The organism is Candidatus Methylacidiphilales bacterium (genome assembly GCA_030054035.1).
Taxonomy (GTDB): Bacteria; Pseudomonadota; Gammaproteobacteria; order JASGCS01; family JASGCS01; genus JASGCS01.
The window spans coordinates 1-24,827 of sequence record JASGCS010000001.1 but is presented as its reverse complement, the minus strand read 5'-3'; the positions used below and the strand labels follow the sequence as shown (position 1 = coordinate 24,827).

At 36.3% G+C, this 24,827-nt stretch carries 21 protein-coding genes; 2 read left to right on the top strand and 19 right to left on the bottom strand.

From position 1 onward, the window contains the following. Window positions 1-55 precede the first annotated feature (55 nt). The 5 genes from QM538_00105 to QM538_00085 are packed head-to-tail and all read right to left on the bottom strand — an operon-like array spanning window position 56 to window position 6,860. On the bottom strand, window positions 56-3,847 hold the full coding sequence (locus tag QM538_00105; GenBank protein ID MDI9346903.1) for an AsmA-like C-terminal region-containing protein: 3,792 nt from the start codon (window positions 3,845-3,847) through the stop codon (window positions 56-58). Next, window positions 3,838-4,158, bottom strand: a complete 321-nt coding sequence (rsfS, locus tag QM538_00100; GenBank protein ID MDI9346902.1) for a ribosome silencing factor — start codon at window positions 4,156-4,158, stop codon at window positions 3,838-3,840. Before rsfS ends, QM538_00105 begins: the two co-directional genes overlap by 10 nt. Beyond that, window positions 4,142-4,756 carry a nicotinate-nicotinamide nucleotide adenylyltransferase gene (locus QM538_00095; protein ID MDI9346901.1) on the bottom strand — a complete coding sequence of 205 codons (615 nt, stop codon included), beginning with the start codon at window positions 4,754-4,756 and terminating at the stop codon, window positions 4,142-4,144. Before QM538_00095 ends, rsfS begins: the two co-directional genes overlap by 17 nt. Beyond that, window positions 4,737-5,984 carry a glutamate-5-semialdehyde dehydrogenase gene (locus QM538_00090; GenBank protein MDI9346900.1) on the bottom strand — a complete coding sequence of 416 codons (1,248 nt, stop codon included), beginning with the start codon at window positions 5,982-5,984 and terminating at the stop codon, window positions 4,737-4,739. The genes QM538_00095 and QM538_00090 overlap by 20 nt, the downstream gene beginning before the upstream one ends. 3 nt (window positions 5,985-5,987) lie before the next feature. Continuing rightward, window positions 5,988-6,860 carry a hypothetical protein gene (locus tag QM538_00085; protein MDI9346899.1) on the bottom strand — a complete coding sequence of 291 codons (873 nt, stop codon included), beginning with the start codon at window positions 6,858-6,860 and terminating at the stop codon, window positions 5,988-5,990. A gap of 41 nt (window positions 6,861-6,901) precedes the next feature. Between QM538_00085 and QM538_00080 the strand changes: the two genes are divergently transcribed. After that, entirely contained in the window at window positions 6,902-7,336 is a 435-nt protein-coding gene (locus QM538_00080; GenBank protein ID MDI9346898.1) for a Fur family transcriptional regulator, read from the top strand. Here the strand turns inward: QM538_00080 and QM538_00075 are convergent. From QM538_00075 to QM538_00015, 13 genes are all read right to left on the bottom strand, one after another. Then, window positions 7,300-7,896 (bottom strand): DUF3501 family protein, encoded by a 597-nt coding sequence (locus QM538_00075; GenBank protein MDI9346897.1) that lies wholly within the window; start codon window positions 7,894-7,896, stop codon window positions 7,300-7,302. The two genes, QM538_00080 and QM538_00075, sit on opposite strands and share 37 nt — an antisense overlap. Next, window positions 7,886-9,199, bottom strand: a complete 1,314-nt coding sequence (locus QM538_00070; GenBank protein ID MDI9346896.1) for a heterodisulfide reductase-related iron-sulfur binding cluster — start codon at window positions 9,197-9,199, stop codon at window positions 7,886-7,888. The genes QM538_00075 and QM538_00070 overlap by 11 nt, the downstream gene beginning before the upstream one ends. A gap of 21 nt (window positions 9,200-9,220) precedes the next feature. Beyond that, a complete protein-coding gene (locus QM538_00065) occupies window positions 9,221-9,640 on the bottom strand; it encodes a rubrerythrin family protein (GenBank protein ID MDI9346895.1) in 420 nt (139 codons plus the stop codon). Window positions 9,641-9,683: 43 nt separating this feature from the next. Beyond that, the gene (locus QM538_00060) at window positions 9,684-10,670 is read right to left on the bottom strand and encodes a quinone-dependent dihydroorotate dehydrogenase (protein MDI9346894.1); all 987 of its coding nucleotides are present in this window, start codon (window positions 10,668-10,670) and stop codon (window positions 9,684-9,686) included. Window positions 10,671-10,716: 46 nt separating this feature from the next. Further along, window positions 10,717-11,190, bottom strand: coding sequence for a hypothetical protein (locus tag QM538_00055; protein ID MDI9346893.1), 474 nt, complete (start codon window positions 11,188-11,190; stop codon window positions 10,717-10,719). Beyond that, on the bottom strand, window positions 11,174-13,771 hold the full coding sequence (leuS, locus tag QM538_00050; GenBank protein ID MDI9346892.1) for a leucine--tRNA ligase: 2,598 nt from the start codon (window positions 13,769-13,771) through the stop codon (window positions 11,174-11,176). The genes QM538_00055 and leuS overlap by 17 nt, the downstream gene beginning before the upstream one ends. Beyond that, a complete protein-coding gene (lnt, locus tag QM538_00045) occupies window positions 13,737-15,203 on the bottom strand; it encodes an apolipoprotein N-acyltransferase (GenBank protein ID MDI9346891.1) in 1,467 nt (488 codons plus the stop codon). The genes leuS and lnt overlap by 35 nt, the downstream gene beginning before the upstream one ends. Next, window positions 15,187-16,023 (bottom strand): hemolysin family protein, encoded by an 837-nt coding sequence (locus QM538_00040; GenBank protein MDI9346890.1) that lies wholly within the window; start codon window positions 16,021-16,023, stop codon window positions 15,187-15,189. Before QM538_00040 ends, lnt begins: the two co-directional genes overlap by 17 nt. 14 nt (window positions 16,024-16,037) lie before the next feature. Then, the gene (ybeY, locus tag QM538_00035; GenBank protein ID MDI9346889.1) at window positions 16,038-16,556 is read right to left on the bottom strand and encodes an rRNA maturation RNase YbeY; all 519 of its coding nucleotides are present in this window, start codon (window positions 16,554-16,556) and stop codon (window positions 16,038-16,040) included. Continuing rightward, on the bottom strand, window positions 16,525-17,514 hold the full coding sequence (locus QM538_00030; GenBank protein ID MDI9346888.1) for a PhoH family protein: 990 nt from the start codon (window positions 17,512-17,514) through the stop codon (window positions 16,525-16,527). The genes ybeY and QM538_00030 overlap by 32 nt, the downstream gene beginning before the upstream one ends. Next, window positions 17,511-18,728, bottom strand: coding sequence for a tRNA (N6-isopentenyl adenosine(37)-C2)-methylthiotransferase MiaB (gene miaB, locus QM538_00025; GenBank protein ID MDI9346887.1), 1,218 nt, complete (start codon window positions 18,726-18,728; stop codon window positions 17,511-17,513). The genes QM538_00030 and miaB overlap by 4 nt, the downstream gene beginning before the upstream one ends. 78 nt (window positions 18,729-18,806) lie before the next feature. After that, complete coding sequence (locus QM538_00020) at window positions 18,807-19,283, bottom strand: single-stranded DNA-binding protein (protein MDI9346886.1); 477 nt, start codon at window positions 19,281-19,283, stop codon at window positions 18,807-18,809. A gap of 63 nt (window positions 19,284-19,346) precedes the next feature. Beyond that, window positions 19,347-20,513, bottom strand: coding sequence for an MFS transporter (locus QM538_00015; protein ID MDI9346885.1), 1,167 nt, complete (start codon window positions 20,511-20,513; stop codon window positions 19,347-19,349). Between the two features lie 42 nt (window positions 20,514-20,555). On the opposite strand from QM538_00015, the gene uvrA reads away from it, so the two are divergent. Beyond that, window positions 20,556-23,372 carry an excinuclease ABC subunit UvrA gene (uvrA, locus tag QM538_00010; GenBank protein ID MDI9346884.1) on the top strand — a complete coding sequence of 939 codons (2,817 nt, stop codon included), beginning with the start codon at window positions 20,556-20,558 and terminating at the stop codon, window positions 23,370-23,372. 2 nt (window positions 23,373-23,374) lie between these two features. Here uvrA and QM538_00005 read toward each other — a convergent pair. Next, the coding region (locus QM538_00005) for a hypothetical protein (protein ID MDI9346883.1) at window positions 23,375-24,827 on the bottom strand (1,453 nt) is incomplete at its 5' end.

Here is a 24,827-nt window from a genome sequence, read left to right as displayed (position 1 = left end):
TATTATTCTGCATTATAGTATCATATAAATTAAAATGGATACAGTTTCACGGGTGTTATTTTTTTTCAACTTTAACGATAGTGGGATTATTGAAATTTCCAGTTACTGAATAGTTTACTGCACCCAATGTGTTTACGCTCTTTCCTGAGCTATCAACTGCCTTGTTTATAATAAGTGACCCAAGAAGTAATGGGAGACCTCCTAAAAATCCTGTGATTATTGGCAAAGCATCAGAAATATTAGGTATTACAAGCGCGTTTAAATTAAAGCGTTGTTCATTAAAATCAACGGTACCGAAAAGCGTAATGGATCCAAAACTGCCTTGTATTTTTGCATTAGATGTTGAGGCCACACCTTGAGAGAGTGTAAACGACGAAGTAATGTGATCAAAAATAGTGTCTGAGTTATCATGTTTAGAAATATCATCAAAATCAAATAAAATTCTATTGGGAATCTGTGTAATATTTAAAATACTTAGTAAATTTTGAGCTTCGTTTTGAGAAATAGATTTTAGTACTCCTGATTTAAGATCAAAATCAGCATCGCCACTCAAAGTGTTTATATCAATTGAAAATAATGGGGCTGACCATGCAAGTTTAATTTTTGCAGTACCTTCACCTTTTTCAAGCACCTGTGGGAATCCAATGTCACTCATCACCCCACCCATATTTTTACTAGAAATATTAAATTCTAGCCTGGAAAGATCACTATTAGTATTTTCATCATGCAACCATTGAACTTTTCCTAAATAATCTGTAATTTTATTTTGCATAATTAACGTCAGTAATGCTCCATTTGGTTGGGGAGAGTTGTAAATTTTAGTATCCCTGAAAATTTTGTCCTGGTATTGGCAATAAGCACAATCCATTACAAATGCTGGGAGTTGGGTGGGTCTAAACTTACTAAATCCAATTTTTTTTGCGAGATTTCTATTTCCTATTACAAGTCTTGTTATTAAGAACGTGAGTGGTTGATTAGGAGTTTTTAACACTGCGCCGTCTATTTCAGTTGAGGTCAAATCGCAATTAAACTGAGTTTGTGAACTAAGCTCACATTTCATCTCATTATTGTTGATTATATAGTTATTATAAAATAATTGCTCACTCTTTAATTTCAATATAATTGGGATTGGTATTAAAGATGCAGAAGCTGCATTTTTTAGCTCAAGCCAAGGATCGATCCCTATTTTTGATAGCTTAGCGTTAATATCTAATTTTTGTTTTGAAAGTAGTTCCAGAGTTTGGACCTGATCCATCCCTTCCCCTAAAGTTATTACCCCACTAGCTAACTGAAATTGACCGGCTTGTTTTAAAAAAGACAGTGTGGTACTGGCTTTTTTTTCTAGCCGAGCTGTTATTACGAGTTTGTCATTATAAATGTATACTTGTGCTAGTAAAGGATTTACTTCTTCGATTTTCTTTTGAAGCTGGTTTGATTGTTGTATTGAAATACCGATCATGTTTGATTTAATTGTGGCCACAGAAGGTAATACTGCGGTACGCATGGGGATCAACATATCTAAAGTAAAATTTGTCTTACCATGAACTCCTAAGGTGGTAATGATATTTGGAACACCGCTGAGAGCCTGTAGCGATGCACGCCCTTTCATTTCTAATACTACTTGATGGTTATCATTATTGTAAATTGTACGAATTGATGTCTCAAGGCGCTCACCATCATATTGAGCCGATATAGAATCGCTATAAACTGAATGTTCGTTATAATAAATTAATCCATTGACATCTGACACCGTTATATGACTTTGATTTATTTTACAATTTGATATTGTGGGGATAACTAAACCTTGAAGAGCAACTCGATCAAGTGTAGGGTCTAGTATCGGAATTGAAAAAGCTAGTAAAGATTTAAATTGGCCTTCCATTGTGACAGTATTGACAAATTTTCCCAGAAAAGCTGTAAGTGGCGAATTAAGAACAAACTCCTTAAATTCTGTTGCGCTGCCAGAAACATGTAACGTTGCGTGTAGTACAACTTGCTTAAAATCAGTAATTTCAATTGTCCCCTTTGTGTGCATAGTGTAAATCATTGAATCATCAATGATAATCCGAAGTGAATTATTAGCGAAGTTAAATCGTCCAACCAATGATTTAACAATTGGCCACTGAGATTGATATCGTAATGATACTGAATGAAAATCAAAGTTAATTTCAAGCACCTCTGGACCCGCAGAAGGTAATGAGTATAACAAGTTACCTGCATACAAAAGTTTAAAATTTGTTGCGACGCCGCTTGTAACCGAGTTAGTAAGCCAAAATGATAGCTGGGTGTTAAGTATACTGTGTGGTATTGAATTCAATCCAGTCACACCATCAAAAGTATCGGCAACGAGATATAAGTTCAAATAAGGAGAGTAATTTTTTTTATACCTTAAAAGTAATTGACCATAAAGCTTGCTCCCATTATTTTGTAATGTAATACGTTCGCTTATTAATGATACATTATCGCCTGAGCTTCTAACTCTCAATATGCCTGATAACGAATCAGCGTATTTGTTTAGAGGAAACAACTCGAATACTTTGAGTGTAACATTAATGCCAGTTACCGCTATTCGTATATCTCCTGGTACAGAGGTAATTACTAGTCGAGTATTGGTGATGTAATATTGATCATTAATTGCTGCTTCAGAAATAGAGATAAGGCCGTTCATAGACATCCGAGAAGCAAAACCATTTTCAAACGCAATGGACACTTTATTTAATTCTCCAGAAAAATAAGTATTTTGTAAGTTGACATGATTTGGGATATGGTCGGTGATTAAAAAAGGAGATAGCTCAAATCGATGTGAAACAAGATGGGAAATATAAGCACTTTTGAACTGAATAGTATTATCTAAATGGGTATCGATAACGACTTGAATATCATTTCCTAGTAAAACTTTTCTCTCTCCTTGCAAAACCGAAAGTCGTTTGATCCACAAAGAATAGGTATTTCCTAAATCATCGAGAGTAAAACTAGATTGGAGTGAAGTTTTATTTTCTAATTCTTGCACAATAAACGAACCCTTGATTTGTAATTGCTTTTGTATTTTATTTCCAAATAATACAAAGGATATATTGGGATTAGCATTACTATGTTTCAGATATTTAGCCAATCTAGTAACCTCAAATATTGGTTTAATATTAATATTATTAAGTCTTAAGCTAAAACTTTGGATTGTAGCATCACTTTTGTTTAATTCAATTAAGGCTTGTAGATTAGTGCCGTATTGAATAGGAAGTGAACTCTTTAATGTTACCGAAAGTTGCTTTGCGCTGTTGGCTATAGTTATTTCTGGATTTATTATAATTTGAGTTGGATGAGCCAAGTCACTATACTCAACCTCACTTGATAGTATGATAACAGTCCATGGAACTCTACCGAGCTTAGCTAACGGGTTGCTTGTAGATTTATTTTGAAATGATAATGCATAATTCGCCACGTTAAAATCAAAATCAGAAACTCGAGTTATTTTAATTTTCAACCCTGAGATTACAATTTCTGCGATTGAGGGATTTATAAAATTGAAATAATTGAGTAATGCAAGAGTTATTTCAATATGATCAATATTCGGAACAATATTTTTTTTATCACTGGTGGAGATAGCGACGTTTTTTATTAAGAATGTAACCGAATATCCGTTAGTACTTGCTACTATTCCAGCATGGGAAAGAGTCAGGTTAGTTTTATTTTTAAAATAGGTGGTTATAAAATCATTTACTGGTTTGGATAAACTTGTGTTTATTCCGTAGACTATCAAGTGCATAATCAACAACCACACGATACTAAATGAAAATAACCAAATAAATATTCGCTTTGACCAATTTCTAATCGTCAAAGTTAGTGCCATAACTTTTCTAAGCAATATAAAGCTCTCATCTCTGGGGTCATAACATGCACAATAATACTGCCAGCATCAATCAAGATCCACTCACTAGAACTATCACCTTCCCTATGCGCTAACGGTAATGAGCTATCCTCACATAGCTCTATGACCATATCGCTTAAAGCGTACGCATGTTTGGTAGATCGCGCAGAAGCGACAACAATATACGAACACAGGCTCGTGTGTTTTTTTACTGAAGTATAAAATATCTCAGTTGCTTTTTGATCCTCTAAGATAGAGATAATTGAAGTTAGAAGTTCAGGAATACGTGGCATATCGATAGAGTTTGTTTTTTTTGCTGTACATGCGAATGTTAGGTGGGGGTTCAAAAACACTTTCTCTCAAGTGAGTTGAACTAATTAAAACAGGTTTCTGAGAAGCAACGGATACTCCCAACATCATTGGAACTTGTTTGCGCAAACGAACACATAATGTATCGATTGCCGATTTAGATAAAAGTCTAGGGATAACAAATAAATGAGCTAAGGTAAGAATTTTTTTCCAATATTCCCAGTTTGTGAAATTAGTTAATTGATCATCCCCGATAATACATTGGAATACATATTGTTTAAAACGACCTTGTTTTAAGTAGCGAAGGGTTTGATATGAGTAAATAAATTTTCGGCGCTGTTCAATGGCACTAACATAAACATAGGGCGGCATGAGTAACTTAACCATTTTAAATCTATGATAAAAAGAACTTTTTGTATTTTTTGATGTAGTGTTTGTTGGTGTAGGTAACACAATAATTTTTGCATTAGGAAAATACTTTTTTGCGATTAATACGCAATGCAGATGTCCACGGTGAGGTGGATCAAACGCACCGCCATAAATACACAATGTTTTACTTGGTTTAATTTCTAACCGATCCATCAGAAAATACAATAAATTTTTTTGAAGTTAGCCCTTCTAATCCAACCGGTCCACGGGCATGTAGTTTGGCAGTAGAAATTCCTATTTCTGCACCAAGGCCATACTCAAACCCATCCGCTAATCTTGTTGAGGTATTTATCATCACGGAACTTGAATCTACATGCTTTTGAAATATTTGAATAGACTTTTGATCTTTAGAGATAATTGCATCAGTATGATGGGATCCGAAAGTTTCTATATGAGCGATAGCGGCTGTTAGGGTGGGAACTGCCTTGATAGAAATGATTGGGGCTAAATACTCTGTATGCCAGTCTTCTTCTGTGGCTGGAACAGTGCCAGAAACGTGAGAAGAAATTATTGGGCAGGCACGAACTTCGACGCCTAATTTCTGATACTCATCTACCAACTTTGGGGCTAGGTCAGGAACCCTAGAATGGTGAATTAGAATTGTTTCTACGGAATTGCACATAGCATAATGTGGCATTTTTGCATCTTTACAAATCCGAATAGCAATAGATTCATCGGCTGTTTCATCTAGGTAAATATGACATACCCCATCAAGGTGATCTAATCTAGGGATAGTAGAGTGTTTTCTTACCGCTTCAATTAATGATTTTCCACCGCGAGGAATTATTAAATCAATCCACTGATTCATAGATAATAAAGACTGTACTAATGCGTAATCAGTGTTATCAATAAACAACACACACCCACTTGGAAGTGAAACTTTTTCTAGCGCAACTTGAAAGCAAGTATGTATTGCTCGGTTTGTATTGATAGACTCTTTACCACCACGAAGAATCACAGCATTAGCTGATTTTAAGCAGAGTGAAGCGCATTCTGAAGTAACATTCGGTCTAGACTCATAAATTATTGCAATCACTCCAATTGGAACTCTCATAGTACCAACCGTGATGCCATTCTGCTGGGGTTTAGAATCAGTCACGCCAATTACTTCAGGAAGCTGAACCACAGCCTGAATAGAATCAAAAATTCTATCAATTTTTTCTTTGGTTAAACGCAATCGCGCAAGAATGAACTGATCGCACCCTTGTGATTTTGCTTGAATAAAATCTTTTTCATTCTCATCAAGTATATATGAAGCTCGATTTTTAATTTCCAATGCAGCAATCCGTAAGGCCTCATTGCGTTGCAGGGGCCCACTTTCTCTCATAGTTATAGCGGCATCTTTGGCGGATATGACTAAAGAATGTATGTAGTTTTTCATCTTCTATGAAGCAATACGTCTAACGTACTCACGTATTGCAAACCAAGGTGGAGCACCTCTCATACCTTTTATTGCTAATTCTACTGCTAATAATTCATAAAAGCGCGCAGCAGCAGCTTTTCCACGAATGGTAACGCCACTTTTATAATTCCAGAGTCCAATATCTGTCTTAAAACACTTATTAATAAAGAAAGAGATTATTGAAAATACCTGCATAGGGTCCTCGGCTTGTTTTTCATAAGTATTAATTAAGGCAATGAGGTTTGCGAGCGATTTCTTTGGAAGCTCTTCACTTAATTCAGAAAGTGATCTAGATACATTTGGCAACACCTTGAGGGCGTGTGAAGAGTAAGACATGATGGTAAGTTCATTTTCAATTGAATCTAATTTACCACTAAATGTTCCTATGAGTTTATCTATTTGATCTTGAGTTAAATTCAGATCCTTCTGTTTTGCCCGCCTATCAATCCAAGTTACGATTTCATCTTGTGTCAAAGAAATTTCATGGATTATCCCAATACTTTTATATTGTTTATACCACGTTGTGTTCTTAACCCCATAAGAATACAGAGGTGAACGGATAAACAATACGGTAGATTTAGATTTTACCATCCAGTCGTCTATTACTTGCTTTCCTGCAGCGTTAAGTGATTTATCTGGGTCAGAAGGTAGATTTAGAATTACTACTATGCTCTCTTTTGTATCAAAAATACTTTGTGCATCTCTTAACTCCACAATCATGTTCCAATCAAAACTTCGATAGTCATCAATAATTTCTAAGATAGCTTTGCTACAACCATGTTTTTTTTTACAAACTTCAAGATACTCATTCACGATAACATGATCGTCAGACGCATACCAATAGACTGGGTTCATTTAATACTATTTTAACCCTCAAAGTGATATAATAACAAAAAATGTCGAATGAAAGCGTCGCCACTCTTCGTAAATATGGTTTAGGAATTACCAAGCCAAGGGTTGTGCTACTGGAATTTTTACTCCAATCTCACATGCATGTGACTGCTGAGCAACTATACAATTCAATTAACAAAAAGGAGGAAATTATTTCTCTTGCCACGATCTACAACACATTAAAGATTTTTGTACAAAAAGGGCTACTTAATGAAGTTGTCGTTGAGCCTAATCGCACATATTATGATACCAATACAGCACCTCATTTTCATATGTTTGACTCTACAACAAAAGAGTTAATTGACCTGTATCCAAAAAATAAACTACCTCAAGACTTGGTTAAAGAATTAGCAAAAGAGTTTGGCTTGTGTTCAGATACTTTAAATGGGGCAGAGATTATTTTTTACAGCAAGTCCTTCAGTAATGCTTTGCGTAAATGATCTGAAAGCATAATAGTATCTAAGGTAATCACTTTACAATCAACCCCAATTGACACCTGCGCCCCTTTCTTAAAATCTTTACATTGAGATTCTGTTAAGGGGAAACGCAAAAAATGAACCGCAGAGGTTTTTTCTTCGTCACTTCTAGGCAAATCCTCATCAGCAATTGCGTAAATAGGTGGGTGATCACCAATCGCAACCCAAACCGTATGCTCAATATTTTTTAATTTAGTCAACCACTCTTTTCGCGTGGAAGCATCTTCATACATTATCATCATCGTTGCTTTAAACTCACTACCATTAGGGATTAGCGGCGAGTAGGCATCAATTTCCTCTAACAAAAGTTCTGAAGAATGGATTTTTTCTATTCTGATCATTTCTTGAATTTGATACCAAATGGTACGTTTATCTTCAAAGCACAACATAATATGTTCGTTAATTTGTAATCTTCTCGTTTGTTTATGGGCGATAATCTTTTTTGTCCATTCGTTTCTAACTAATTCATACTCACGAATATTTAGAAAATCGGAAATATGCAATTTTGAAAGATTAGATTCCATATGCGATTTTAATTAGTGAAAGTGGGTGATAATTAGTGAACACATGATTGGTCGCGTTTGCATGAATATGAACAATATGGTTGCCTGCCAAAGAACAATCACTACAAAAATAATTTGACTTTTGTTTACTAAGTGCGTCGCTAATAGGTTTGGCTAATTTTTTAGCAATTGGATATGTCTCTTTTTTTACTCCATAGGTTCCATCATGTCCTGAACAGCGCTCTATAGTATGGACAGTTGTGCCTGGCACAAGTTGAAGTAATTGCCTAGTCATCGAGCCTATATTTTGCACTCGTTGATGGCAAGAAGCATGGTAACTTACAACACCCAGAGTATTTTTAAAATTAGTATTGAGCAATTGTTCACGATGAATTTTCATTAAAAACTCACATGGATCATAAATTGATTTAGATATTGCAAGTACTTTTTCATCATTTGGAAACAATAGTGGCCACTCTTGTCGCATCATCAATACACATGATGGAACTGGAATAACGATTTTTTTACCATCACAAACCGCTTGAAAGAGAGCGTCAACTAAGGCCTCTTTGATAGCTACCACAGAGGCAATATCACCAAGCTCATACTTTGGCATTCCACAACATTGTTCTTTAGGTAATAATGAAATAGAGACGGATTGGTGTTGATATACCGAAACTAGATCTTCAGCTAGAGATGGGTTATTGTAATTAGCATAGCAACCTGCAAATAACAAAACTTTATATTTTGAAATGGGTTGATTGTCAATAAGTGATGATCGTGATAATCGTTGATAGGTAGGTAAAGATGCCTCACGATGCACTCCTAGCGCTTTTTCCAAAAGAACTCTAAATGGTTTTACTGTATTAGTTGAGTTAACTACAGACTTAACAACTGGGATTGAAGCAATCCTACCAACTATATCTGTAGATGAAAGAACTTTCTCGCGAAGTGAACTACCTGTTTTAGCAAATCTAACAATTTTTGCGCGAAGCATCAAGTGAGGGAAGTCTATATTCCATTCATGGGGAGGCACATAAGGGCATTTTGTCATATAACAAAGATCACATAGAAAGCATTGTTCAACTACCTTTTGAAAATCTTTTGTATCCACTCCATCAATTTCAAAACTTGTAGACGAGTCTACAAGTTCAAAAAGAGTTGGGAATGATTCACAGAGAGAAACACATCTACGACACCCATGACATACATCGAAGACCCTAGTTAGTTCTTTATCTAATTCGGCTTGATCATAAAACTCTGGCTTATCCCAAAGAACTGGATGTCTGGTTGGGGCATCTAGCCCTCCCTCACGCAAACTCATTTAAAATTTACGCTAAGAAAATTAAGATTTTAAGCTATCAAGAGCTTTTTGAAATCTATTTGCATGAGATCGCTCAGCTTTTGCTAAGGTCTCAAACCAATTTGCAATTTCTGCAAAACCTTCTTCCTGAGCAACTTTTGCCATACCTGGATACATATCAGTGTATTCATGTGTTTCTCCTGCAATAGCAGCGCGCAAATTATCGTCAGTTGGGCCTATTGGCTTTCCAGTAGCTGGATCACCCACTGCCTCTAAAAATTCTAGATGGCCATGTGCGTGACCTGTTTCACCTTCTGCGGTAGATCTAAAAACAGATGCAACATCATTGTAACCCTCAACATCTGCTTTCGCAGCAAAATACAAATATCTTCTGTTGGCTTGCGACTCACCAGAAAACGCATCTTTTAAATTTTTTTCAGTTTTACTATTTTTTAGTTCCATTTTTGACTCCTTATATTTTAGAATTATTCTAATATATTTTATATCATTTGTCAAGTAATTTGGCAATGTTTCTAATTAATCCTGGTCCTTGATAAATTAAGCCACTATATAATTGAATAATTGAGGCGCCTAACTGAAATCTTTCTATTCCCTCATGAGAAGACATTATTCCCCCACTAGAAATGACTTGAATTGAAGGGTTGATTTTTTTTATTAAAGTTAAGGTTTCTTTACTTCTTTGAGCTAGCGGTAATCCAGATAAGCCGCCTTGTTCGGTAGGTAAAGTATTAGTAGCAATTATAGTATTGATACCAGCTGAAACACAACAATCAATAATAAATGAAATTTCCTTTTCAGATAAGACTGGAGATATTTTAATAAAAATAGGAGGTTTCGCTTGATTAAGTAAATCAATTTGTTGCCAATAGGTAGTAACTTTTGATAACATATCACTAAATCTATTTCCATATTGAAGCAAATGAAGATCTTTAGTGTTAGGGGAAGAGATATTGAGAACAAAATAATCTGCACAAGTTTTGAAAAAACGAATTCCTTCTATATAATCAAGATGCGCTTCTTCAATTGGAGTTGATTTTTGTTTGCCAATATTAACCCCAATCACGACATTCATATTTTGTAACTTTTTTCTCACAGCAAGTAAGCGCTCACGCACTATTAAAAAACCTTTATTATTAAAACCCATTCTATTGACGAGTGCTTGATCTGAAATTATTCTTTCGAGCCTAGGACCATCGTTACCTGATTGCCAATGAGGAGTTACGGTACCGACCTCAATTGAGCCAACCCCCATACGAGCTAATGCAATAAGCGCATCTGCATTTTTAACTAATCCAGCAGCTATGCCAATTGGATTTTTAAATTGAACTCCAGAGACCACTACAGGTTTATAAAAGCTGAACTTTCTAACTAACCACGGACATTTATCTAGTAATTGAATGGTGATAGTATGAGAAAACTCACCGTCAAGTAAAAATAATAGGGGCCTAATTAAAGGGTAGATAAAATCCATGATTCTTTTGCTCTATTATATTAAATTATCTCATGAATAGTTACTACTAAGGCATAACGCTTGAGACAAACCAATCGATTCTATTTTTAATCTGTTGTGAAACATCGGCAAGCAACACTAATGTTTCAGAATTACTAAATGCATTAAATTTATTTTGTTCCGATTGAAATGATGGGAAAAAAGAAATTGAACGAGCTTGATAAAGCATTGATTGATTACCAAGATAGGTAACTGAGAATTGAACTACGACAAGAATAACATTCTCAAGCCTACCTCCAAGTGAATTATATAATGCGGTTGAATTTCTAATCTCAATTGTATGTATGGTAAGCGCTATGTCCGAAGGTGCTTGGGCTAAAGGAACCACTTTTTCAAGCGCAGTTTGAAAATCATTGTTCGCTTGTAGGTATTGAATATAGACTTTCTTATCTAATACTAATGCCTGTGCTTGTTGGTAAGAAACGGTAGAGCAACTTTGAATCAAAATAGTGAGAGTAAGAAATTTAAGAATGTGGCTCATTCTCACTAGGAATAATATTTAATATTTTATTTGGTATAAATATAATTTTTTTTGGTTGTGTTGTTAGGAGTTTGCTATACTGCGAATGATTGGTGAGCAGTGCAATTACTTCTGATTGTGTAGAGTCTCTCGGGCACTCATAAATTCCTCTTTTTTTGCCATGCACTTGAATCACCATTGTTACAGACTCGCTTGAATTTTTATACTCACTAGATTGTAACCAGGGTGCTTTAAGGATATTTTCTCCGAAACCCAACTCACGATATAAATATTGACATACGTGAGGGGTAATAGGAGACAAGAGCAATAAAATAGTGTAAATTGAAAAAAACACCAACGTTTGATCCTTTTGTTTAATTGTGTGATCCACGAGCTCATTATAGATAATCATGGCACTTGAAACAACTGTATTAAATTGTTTTCGCTCGTAATCATAAAGTGCTTTTTGAGTAGCGTCACAAATTCGATTAAGTGTTGCTGATGGAGAGACAATAGTTTTTTTTGGTATTCCGAATTCTTGGTACAGCGTAATTAAATCTTCCGAATGGCTTCTACATAAAAGGTATACTTTCTTTAAAAACTTAGAACAGCCCTCTAATGCAGCAGGTGACCATTCGAGCGTTTGCTCAGGAGGGGCAGCAAACGTTATGTACAGACGTAATGTATCTGCCCCATATTCATCTAATAATCGATCTGGGTCAACGCCATTTTTTTTAGATTTTGACATTTTCTCCTTACCAACACAGAGTATCTGAGAGCCGTCTCTCTTATCAGTGTAGTAACTATCTGTTCCTTTTTTATGGGTGATAACATCTTCTGGCGAAACCCATTCAATTCCGCCATCTTTAGTTACATGCTTATATGCAGGAGCCAAAACCATGCCCTGAGTCAACAAAGAAATAAAAGGCTCATCGCATTGCACTAAACCCTGATCTCGTAATAATTTATTAAAAAATCTTGCGTAGAGTAAATGCAATACAGCGTGCTCAATCCCACCTACATACTGGTCAACTGGAAGCCAGTAAGAAGCTCTTTGATCGATCATTGCGTTAGCAGAGTCATAACTTGGAAACCGTGCATAGTACCAACTTGATTCGACAAAAGTGTCAAAAGTATCTGGGTCACGAGTCAAGCCTGGGGCACAAGAGTGCAGAAACTCCTTATCGTGAGCCAATGATTGAATATTCGAAGTCTGGAAATCTTTGTTTGGTAAAACAATTGGAAGAGTATTTTGGGCATGAACGGCGCCGTCTTCACTATAACAGACTGGTATAGGGCATCCCCAATACCGTTGTCTGGAAACCCCCCAATCCCTTAGTCGGTATGTAGTAGTAACAAAGCCAAGATTTTTAGCAGATAGATACTGAACAATTTTATTTTTAGCGACCTTACTGGGAAGACCTGTAAACTCCTCTGAATTAATCAAGACACCTTCCTCAGCGTGAGGGATTGGTAAGGTTGCATGTGAAATTACTTCTTTAATAGGTAAGGTATATTTAATTGCAAATTCATAATCACGCTCATCATGAGCCGGGACAGCCATGATAGCGCCGCTACCATATTCCATTAATACATAATTTGCGATATAAATCGGAATTACTGTATTGGTGTATGGGTGAATAGCATGTAAATCAGGAATTAAGAATCCAAGTTTTTGCTCAGTAGCCCTTTCTTTCTCCGAAGTACTTCCTAATTTACATATCTCAATAAAGTCTTTTATTTCATTTTTATATTTCGACAATGACACTAATGGATGTTCTTTTGCAATAGCAAGATAACTTACTCCAAATAAAGTATCAACTCTAGTTGTATAGACCTCCAAGTAAGGGTAGGTTGAGGGGGAAGGTAGGTTGAGTAAAAATCTAACAGTTGCTCCTTCAGACTTTCCAATCCAATTCTTTTGCATTTGAATTACTTCTTTTGGCCACCCGGTTAATTGATCAAGTCCAACTAAGAGCTCTTCGGCATAGTCAGTAATTTTAAAATACCAGCTAGGAATTTCACGCTTTTCAACTGGCGCACCACTTCTCCATCCCTTCCCTTCTATGACTTGCTCGTTGGCAAGCACTGTTTGATCAACCGGATCCCAATTTACAGTTGCGGATTTTCTTAAGGGAGATCCTTTGGTTTTATCTTGAATTAATTTGGTGAATAACCACTGCTCCCATTTATAATAACTTGGATCGCATGTTGCTAATTCTCGGCGCCAATCATAGCCATAGCCTAGACGTACTAATTGGGTGCGCATTTCAGCTATGTTTTTTTTAGTCCAAACTTCAGGTGAGCTATTAGTTATTCTCGCAGCATTTTCAGCCGGTAATCCAAACGCATCCCACCCTATAGGTTGTAATACATTTTTACCTTGATGTCTCTGATAGCGTGCAATTATGTCTCCTAAAGTATAATTTCTTACATGACCTATATGCAACTTCCCTGACGGGTAAGGGAACATAGAAAGACAATAGAATTTTTCTTTTGTATTATCCACTTCCACTTCAAACGTTTTGTCATGTTGCCAAAATTCTTGAACTTCTTTTTCTATTAGATCAAACTGGTAATTTTCGTTTTTCTTTAATGACATACCTTATAACAATACTCAAAATCAGTAACCAGATTATAACCACTGGTATATTCCCCCATATATTATAAGGGGTACTTCCCAAAGTCGCTAAAAGAGGATATTTCATTACACCATCAGTAGAAGTAATTGGATTTTGAGTTTTTCCATCAGTGGTTATTAGAGTAGTAGTGCCATAATTTGAAACAAGGTATAACGGTTTACCATATTCTCGAACTCTACTGATTGCTATTTGTAATTGCTGATCTGACGCTCTGGTATTACCAAACCAACCGTTATTACTAATTGAAATAAATGCACTTTTTTGAGCGGGATTGTGTCTGAATAATCTTGAGTAACCTACTTCAAAACAAATCGTAGGAATTAGATAAAAATCTTTATATATCAATGGCATTTGTTGTTTTGCACCCGACTTGAGTGAAGAAAACGGAATATTCAAAAGATTTGAAATAATGTTTGCACCTGGAATGTTTGGCCAAAATTCACCAAAAAGCACTAATTGCCTTTTACGATATTCATATTGATTGGTAGAAGTAAACGCAAGGATCCCATTAGAATAGCCTTGCGTATGAGGTAAAAATATTCCAGTAATGACCATTTGATCATCTCGCATTTGTTTTTTGATGGATTGCAACATCGGGATAACGCTATCGCTACTAAAAGGAATTGCTGTTTCTGGAAAAATTATAATCTGCACTGAATTATTTGAAAGAGTACTTGTGGAGAGTAGTTCAATATTCTTAAGAGTTTGCAACGCTTGAGATGAGGTAAATTTAATACTTTGCTTGACTTGGGTTGAGATAAGCGCTATAGCATGATCTGAAGAAACCTGTTTTGTCCAAGAAATAAAACCTAAACTAGTTTGAATAAAAATAACAATTGTTGTGGTTAGAAGTATACCTGACCATTGTTTTTTCTTAGCTAATCTAGATACAAAAGAAACGGTAGCTAGTAATAAAAAACCACTGCCTAACGAACCCAAGATTGGATGCAATCCATCAAGCACTGTGCCACTTAATGCGTCACCAATCATAAGATAGGGAAACCCTCCGCCGATAAAAGTTCTGCAGTACTCGCCGATAGAAAACAAGACAGGGAGCGCGAGATAGTGTATAGAATCTGGGATACATCGCGCCAAGATAACTTTTGGCAAATAGGAAAATAACGCGAGCACAACTACTAACAAAAATACCATTACAATTGCCAAATACCAAGTAGCGCTAGTAAATTGAATTATTGGGACATAGACCCAGTAAACACCAGTAAGAAAGAAGCCTACTCCCCAAAAAAAACCTCCTTTTGAAACACAGTAATACCATAGGCTTAATACAAGCAGGGGGACACTTGAATAAGGAGCAAAACCAAACGCGCCTAGCCCTCCTACTAGAAATGCTACAAAACTCTGCACCACACTATGACTAATGATCAGAATCAAACAAGGTTAATCTTATTTTTTCAATTCCTCGTTTATTGGCTTTCACAATCTCAAACTCACCGGTATCAAAGGAGACCACATCTTTTTTTTTCGCTAATCTACCTAATTTTTCAAATATATATCCCGCAATAGTGTCTTGGGTATCGCTTTGTAGATCAATTTGTAACTGTTTTTGTAAAGTTGATAATGTTGTGTGTGGGTGAATAAGATAGTGATGTTTATCTAATTGGATAATTTGCTCGACAATCTCTCTTTCACTTTCATCAACAATTTCGCCCACAATCTCCTCTAACACATCCTCAATGGTTACCAGACCAGAAACACTTCCATATTCATTAACCACTAAAACCATGTGATTATGGGTGCGTTTAAAATCATTGAGTAAGACATTAATGGATCTAGATTCAGGAACGAACTGTGGAGTTCTGATAAAATCATTCCATACAAATCGTTCTTTTTCTTTTTTAAAATGAGATGCGAAGCAAAATATTTCTTTTGCCAACACAATACCCTCGACATTATCTCTTGATTTACCAATGACCGGAAACCTTGAATGACCAGACGAACTCATCACTTCAATAATTTCATCCAAATCACTTTCCTTATTAACCACTTTCATCGTCGACTGGGGTACCATTACTTGTCTAGCGGTTAACTCAGAAAATCTTAGTAAACTTTTTAACATTGGGACTACAGAAAAATCAATTACCTTACCTTGTGATCTATTTGCGACTTCCTCGATAAGTAGGGCTAATTCGGTGGAAGTAGTTGGTAAATAGTTTAACTCTTTCCGTACCAGAGCAAATAAAAAGCGCTTCATTGTTTGTATAGAATTCATTGCCATAGGTATGGATTGGGAATATCAAGTGAGCGCAGCACCTTTATTTCTTTCGTTTCCATCACTAATTGATCTCGGCTAGTAACGTGATCATAACCAATCAGATGTAAAAAGGCGTGAATGGTTACATGCGCAAGTCTTTGGGTAAAGGGTAAGCCATATCGCTTGGCATCGGAGGCGATATACGAAGGACATAAAACAATTTCACCAAAGTATGCTATTGGGACAGAGATATTATTTTGAACACAGGTATATTTTGAAAGTGTTGGGTTATGCACTTGAAAACTCAAAACATCAGTAGGTACATTTCGTCCCCGTGTGTTACCGTTAATTGTCTTCATTCTGCTAAGTCCAAAAAAAAGCAAACTGAGGGGTTGGTGTTTTTTCCAACCAGCAGCCTGTAACCAAGTTTTCATGAGATGTATAGGGGGCTTAAATTCGTAACAATAATTCTGTATTGTTAGGGGAAATGGTGAAGAGGCATTACCCTGCTTGTTTTTTTTCTTGACTTTCATAAATTTGAACTATATCTGCCACTAGTGGATGCCTCATAACATCATTTGCATAAAATCTCACCACTCCTATGGGGCGTCGATCAAGCAAACCTTGTATTAAATGCAAGATATGTTGTAGTCCGGAGCGGTGTCTTGGCACATCAATTTGGGATTCGTCACCAGTTATAACCATTTTACTACCGTAACCAAGTCTAGTTAAAAACATTTTCATCTGATCTTGTGTAGTGTTTTGTGCTTCATCGAGAATGATGAAAGCATTTTGCAGGGTCCTACCTCTCATATATGCTAACGGCGCAATCTCAATAACATCCCTTGCTTGTAAATCAGAAACCTTAGTATGTCCTAATGTTTCAGTTAATGCGTCATACACAGGTCTTAAATATGGGTTTACTTTTTCTTGAATATCGCCAGGTAGATATCCTAATTTTTCACCTGCCTCAACCGCAGGTCTGACCAATACAATTTTATTAATACTACCTTCACACAATAATGATACTGCAGAAGCCACAGCCAAGTAGGTCTTACCGGTACCAGCAAAACCAACTCCAAATGTTAATACATTTTTTCTAATTGAATTAATGTAATTTTTTTGATTTTGTGTACTCACCGAAATTAGTTTTAATGGTGTCGCTATAGTTACACTTTCAGAACTTTTGGTCTCGGTATGATGGATAGAAGTTAGAGGTAGATTTTGATTACCTAGATGTGTGATAATCTCTTCTTTTGTGATGGGTTGTTGATTTTGTTCATGGTAAAAATACTCAATCGTCTCTCGTACCGTTGAGCTATTTTTTTGATTGCCAAAAATAAAATACTCATGGCCACGATTATGGATTGAAACCTGACATGCAGCCTCGATAAATCTAAGATTGGAATCTAAATGTCCATTGACACAAAGTAACTGCTGGTTATTTTCTGGAGATAAAACAAAATGTTCAGTTGGCCTGATATTTTTCATGTAAATAAAATCGGTTGGTAATTGTTTTTTTGCACAATTTTTTTCCGACTAATGAACATGTCTTGAAGATGTTTAAGTCTATTTTGTGCTTGGGCTAGTGGGACTTGATTGTCCATATGTTGCGCACTGGTAAAAGGCCGTTTACTATACATGTAACAATACGCCCGAACAAAATCGCACTCTTTAATCAGAGAAACGGTTGATTGAAAATCTTCATCGGTCTCACCAGGAAACCCAACTATAAAATCCGTAGTAAGTATGATATTTGGTGAAATCTTTCTCAGCTCTTGAATTATCGAAATATACTGAGCCGCGGTGTATCCCCGCTTCATTTTTTTTAAAATTCTATCGCTACCAGATTGCACTGGCAAATGTAACTCAGCAACGAGGGAACGGGTTGTTGAGTAACAAGTTATTAAACGCTTGGTCATTTCAAGTGGATGGGAGGTGGTAAAGCGAAGCTCTGAAACACCTTTAATCGCATCAATTACATGAAGCAACCACGCAAAATCTACTCGCCTTCCTTTCCAAAAACCTTTCCAGGCGTTTACATTTTGGCCTAATAAGGTAACCGAAGTGATCCCTTGTGATACCAGTGAATTTACTTCATGGACAATACTGTCCACGGCGCGATAAAATTCAGAACCTCTTGTGTGCGGAACGATGCAATATGAACAAAATTTACCACATCCTTCCATAATAGAAACAAATGAGTGTTTTTTATTGTGTTCAGCAGTTTCAACAACATGGTCAGGTAATTGATCAAATTTTTCTTCCGCTAAAAAAGAAATTGCAGTTTGGTGTCGTTTTCCTTGGACGGCTTTTGTGACCAGGGTAGGAAGTAGATGTAAGGATTGGGGCCCAAAAACAATATCAACATAAGGGGCACGCCTAAACACATACGTACCCTCCTGGCTCGCGACACAACCACCGACTGCTATAATTAGATTTTTATTTTTAGCTTTAATTTTGCTCCATATCCCTAATTCAGAAAACATTTTATCAACGGCTTTTTCTCTCACCGAGCATGTGTTCATAATTAGTAACGTTGCAAGATACGGCGAGGAAACTACATCAATGGTAAATGTGTTTTTTAGAGCATCCATTAATCTTGTTGTGTCATACTCATTCATCTGGCAACCATAGGTATGCACAAATACAGGTAGCACTTGGCTCTTTAACGTATCACTTTCAGTCTCTAACAATTGGGCCATGAGTAACATTTTACAAGCCAATCGAACTGATAGCCAAAAGATTTACCTATCATCTATCAGTTCAACGCAGCAAGACAATTAAAACGGTAAATCATCCTCAAGTTCACTGGAAGGACCATTCATACTATCAGGAGGGCCTGATTGGGTAGGTTGGGATGGTGCAGGTTGGTTTTTTGAATAACCACCGCCCCCTTGATCACTAGAAGTATTTTTAGGTGATAACATCTGTAATTCTTGGACATCGATTTCAGTTCTTTGTCGCTCGTTCCCATCTTTGTCTTGCCATTTATTATTTCTCAACCGACCTTCTATATATAATAAAAGTCCCTTAGAGACATAATCTTTAACAATTTCAGCGGTACGCCCCCAACAAGTTAGTCTGTGCCATTCAGTTCGCTCACGCATCTCCCCAGAAGCTTTATCCCGCCATCGATCTGAGGTTGCAAGACTAAAACTTGCAAAATTCTCACCGCTAGGTAAAGTTCTGAATTCAGGATCTTGTCCCACTCTACCAATTAAAAATACTTTATTTATACCTTTCATTTTTTTCTCCACTAGTTAGTTTAGTATATTTCACTACATTTTATAAAAACTAACTTATACTATTTTCTGATTTTTTTAACCTCGCAACAGTCTTAATTTTACCCTACCAAGATTGTTTATTAATAGTAATACAAATAGCCATATAAATAATAGCACAAATAACCCAAAAGTAAATTGATGGATAGATAAATAATGAGAACCCAAACCACCTAAAACACCACCTATAAACGCTCCAAAGAACTGACAAGTAGAATAAACACCGAGTAATGCCCCTCTTTTAGATTTTGGGATTACTTGTACAGAGATATGCGGTAAAAAACCTTCTAACAGTGAAAAACCAGTGAAAAACACCACTAAGAATAAACAGTACCAATTAAAAGAGAAAGTCCCTAATAACAGCACCGGTACTGTGAGCACAAAAATCCCAAGTGAGCTAAATAGTACTTTTCGCCAATGTGCTAACAAAACAGGTTTACGTATGATGGCGTACACTGGAAAAGTCGAAACAACAAGAACAGCTAAATAAACATAGGTATGATTGGTAAGTGGGATATGGTACATATCCAATAACACCACAGGGACTCGAGTAAAAATAATTGTCAGTAGCCCATGTAAAAATGCTATAGAAATACAGGCGGAGTGAAAAGATTGTTTATAACTATTCTCCTCAATTTGAGGCATCGCAATAGTTTCTTCCATTGAATTACTAGGATTTGAATTTACACAAAACAATAAAAAAATGCATACAAGTGATAAGATTGCGGTAATTAAAAATATTCCTGAAAGTCCGATGTGCGAAACAAGCAGTGGCGCAACGCTTAAAGAAATAATAAAAGCAAAGCCAATTGAAAGGCCAAAGAATAAAAAAACTAAGGGGCGATGGTTGGCCGAAGTTGAGTCAGAAGCAAGAGCAAGAATTATTGCACTTACCGCACCACAACCCTGCACTATTCTTGCAATCAACAAGTGATACATTGTAGTTGCATAAACCCCGATAAACGAGCCTAGGGAAAAAATAAAAAAACCTATCCCTAAAACAAGTTTACGTCCATAACGATCAGATAATGCCCCATAGGGAACTTGGAACAATGCCTGGGTAAGGCCGTAGGCTCCTATAGCTAAACCAGCAAGTAGAGGTGAATAAGCTGGGTAATCACGGGCACTTATCATAAATACAGGAAACAACAAGAAAAGACCAAACATCCTTGTCATAAACATGGTTACTAAAGCAAATATGGTCATTGAGTAAATTTCGTATAATACCTACATTAATATTATATCGTAATGAAACAAATAGTAATTAAGGGTGCAAGAACGCACAATCTAAAGAATATTTCCTTAGAAATTCCTAGAAACAAACTTGTAGTTATTACTGGTGTCTCAGGTTCAGGAAAGTCATCTCTTGCATTTGACACACTTTTTGCAGAAGGTAATCGGAGATATATTGAATCACTATCAGTTTACGCTAGACAATTTCTTACCATGATGGATAAAGCAGATGTTGATTCAATTGAAGGACTTTCACCAGCGATTTCAATTGAACAAAAATCCACCTCGCATAATCCACGATCTACAGTTGGGACAATTACAGAAATTTCCGACTATGTGAGATTATTGTTTGCTAGAGTAGGTACTCCACACTGCCCTACCCATCAAATTTCACTTGAAGCTAAAAGTGTTGACCGAATGATTGAGGGTCTATTTGAACAACTTCAGAACGAAATGGTTTCCATACAAGCACCATTAATAACAAACGGCAAAGGGAGTCATCAGCAATTATTTGAAGAGTTAAAGTCAAAGGGATTTATGAAAATTGAACTCAATGGTAAGGTTTGTATGCTTGATGCAATGCCAGTAATACAACCAAAAACAAAACACAATATTTCATTAATTATTGACTCATTAGTATTGACAAATTCAAAACGTAAAAGAATTTCTGACGCACTTGAACTGGCAATTGTGTTTGGTAAAGGTATTATCAAAATAACTTCAGAGAAACTTGAACAGCCAATATTATTTTCAACCAAATTCTCTTGCCCACAATGCGATTTCTCGTTGGGAGAACTAGAACCAAGATTGTTTTCATTTAACAATCCCCTTGGCGCTTGTTTGTCATGTGATGGTTTGGGAGTTACAAGTTTTATAGATAAGGAGAAGCTCATTGTGCACCCTGAGTTAAGTATTCGCGAAGGGGCAATACTTGGATGGGGGAAACAAAATCACTACTCACTGCAATTACTAGAGAGCTTGGCTACCTATTATGGGTTTAGCCTTGACATTCCGGTCAGAAAAATTTCGGCAAAACACAGTTCTATCCTATTTTATGGTAATAACCATACGAGAATCCCTTTTACTTACAAAGGTAGCAGAGGTCAGGATATTATTAGAAAACATAGCTTTGAAGGTATTGCCAAACAACTTGAAAGAAGGTATAAAGAAACAGAATCTCCAGAAGTTAGAGACGAGTTATTGAAATTATTTAGCACAAGTGTTTGTCAAGAATGTGAAGGTTCAAGATTAAACCCCACCGCCCGCTCCGTGAAAATAGGTACAATTAGTGTTCCTGATCTAGCAAATCTAAACATAGAAGAAGCGCTTAGCGCTTTTACATCATTACCGTTACTGGGAAATAAAAAAAATATTGCATCTCCAATCATTAATGAAATAGTTCAACGGTTAACATTTTTAACCAACGTTGGATTGCGCTATTTAAGTTTAAATCGAAACGCCAACACGCTTTCAGGGGGAGAGACACAAAGAATTAGGCTGGCGAGCCAGATTGGTGCTGGATTAGTAGGTGTGATGTATGTGTTAGACGAGCCTTCGATTGGATTGCACCAAAGAGACAATCAAAAACTTATTCAAACGCTTTTTAATTTGAGAGACCTAGGCAACACCGTAATTGTTGTAGAACATGATAAGGACGCTATATTGAACGCTGATCATATCGTTGATTTAGGTATCGGTGCGGGCGTTGAAGGAGGTAGCGTCATTGCCAGTGGCACTCCAAAGAAAATAATGGAACACCCTGATTCATTAACGGGAAAATACTTAAGAGAAGAACTCCTCATACCGATACCATCTCAGCGAAAATCTTATTTAGACAAACCAAAAATTACAATTAAAAACGCGCATGGCAATAATTTAAAAAATGTAACGGTCTCATTTCCAGTTGGGTGTATTACCTGTGTTACAGGTGTTTCAGGATCAGGAAAATCAACTTTGATAAACGGAACACTCTACCCAATCGTTGCGCATCACTTGCATCAAAGTGAAAGCAATCCAAAAAACTGTGATGGGATTGAAAATCTAGATTTACTAGATAAAATTATAAATATTGACCAGAGTCCAATTGGAAGAACGCCACGATCAAACCCAGCAACCTATGTCGGATTATTTACTTTAATCAGAATGCTCTTTTCTCAAACACCTGATGCAAAAGCAAGAGGTTTTAATCCGGGTAGATTTAGTTTTAATGTCAGCGGTGGCAGATGTGAGGAATGCGAAGGAGATGGGCTCAAGCATGTTGAAATGAATTTTCTAGCTGATGTCTATGTCACCTGTGAGCTTTGTAAAGGCAAACGTTTTAATCAGGAAACACTCTCAATTTATTACAGAGATAAAAATATTTACGATGTCTTATGCTTAACCATACTTCAAGCGTGCGAGTTCTTTAAAAATCATCCTCATATCTACTCTAAATTATCAACCTTACTTGATGTTGGCCTTGGGTATTTAACACTTGGTCAATCTGCAACAACCTTATCAGGTGGTGAGGCGCAGAGAATTAAACTGAGTAAAGAACTTTCAAAAAGAAATACTGGAAAAACGTTATATTTACTTGATGAGCCAACAGTTGGTTTGCATTTTCATGATATTGCAAAATTAATTCAACTCTTGTTAAAGTTAAGAGATCAAGGTAGCACTCTTGTAATCATCGAACACAACTTAGACATTATTAAAATAGCTGATTATCTGGTCGATTTGGGACCTGAAGGTGGTAATCTTGGTGGTCAAATTATTGCCACCGGGACACCTGAAGAAGTCACACAAAATAAAAAATCTGAGACTGGCAAGTATTTACGCCCGTATTTAATTTAATTTTATTTACCTTGAGAAGTGGCAGGAGCAGATGAGGGTGCTAAATTCTGGGGCTCTTCAGATGTCGTTAACGGAATGGTGGGCGGGGTTGGGGATGGTAAAGTAACATTGACCGAATTGTTTTTTAATTCAGAGGAATCTACCCTGTTTGCATCAGCACTAGCAATCCTTAAGGAATCTTCGCATCCAGGAATATTCAATTTTTTTAGCTCTAAGTAGGCTTGTTCTGACAAAGCCTGATCTGGGCAGGTTTGTATTGGCTCATCAGAGACTTTAAACAATGCAATTTCTTGAGGTGGTTCGACCTGTACATAGACAATTGGAAAAGTCAAAACAATATTAAAATTCGGTACAGCAATAGTGCTAAAATTTGTAATTACAATATATCCATCAGCTATAGCTTTTCTAATATCATTTTGCTGATCTAGTATTGATGTATTAGCGTACAGATACGCTTCCAAACCTGAACTTGCCGTAACCAACACGTCATTTGGTGCTAATTTATGTCTTTTATTTACCGCATCAAAATCAATATATAGTGCCTTAGTTTCTGTTCCAATATAAGAACTTGTGTAGATTTTTAGAGTGTCGTTAAAATTAAAATTTGCTACTTTATAAAAAGGTTTAGAGTTAACACAATTACTTTCATCAAAATTTAACACTCTACCTCTTGAGTCTTCTGCGCAATGTCCATTTGAAATCGACTGAACACTAGAACTGCTAGAACTGCCAGAACTGCCAGAACTGCCTATCATAATATTATTAAATCGAAGCGCACTATCACTATTACCTACTTCCTGAACACTTAATTTAACATTCTGGTTAGAGGGAACAGGGCTGTCTGCATTAGTGCTGTCTGCATTAGGGCTGTCTGCATTAATAAATAAATCACCTCGACCAATAATTTTACCAAAATAAACATACGAAGAAAAAATGTAGATATATTTATTACCTATGGTATTTAACATATCTAGATTCAATGGATATGAGTATGTTGCAATAGTTTTAGCAGTGAGTTTAATTGAACTTGCAGTTATTTGTATACTTGCGCTAGAGTTTGGAAAATAATGAATTGAGTTTAATGCTGAAAGTGATACAACTGAAGCGGTTATTGAATATGATTGTAAATTAATTGACGCATTAGTTCCAAAAGTTTTAATAATTACTGTTGAGTTTGGTAAATTTATAGAATTAGTTAATGTTATATCTCCAATAGTTTGTTCAAGTGAGAAGGTGCCAGTTGGTAAGAAGGTAATAGATGGTGTTGCATCGGTGAGCGCTGAGAGTGCACCAGTAGATGCAGTTTTAATAAAGAGAGAGCCATTGGTGGCTTTGAGGGTAAGGTTTGAGCTAGTCCAATTACCTGAAGTTCGTTCAATGATAATGGGATTCGTTGAGGAGCCGATAGAACCTGCAGTTGCGGTAAGAGATATTGTTCCTGAAGCTCCTGAGGTT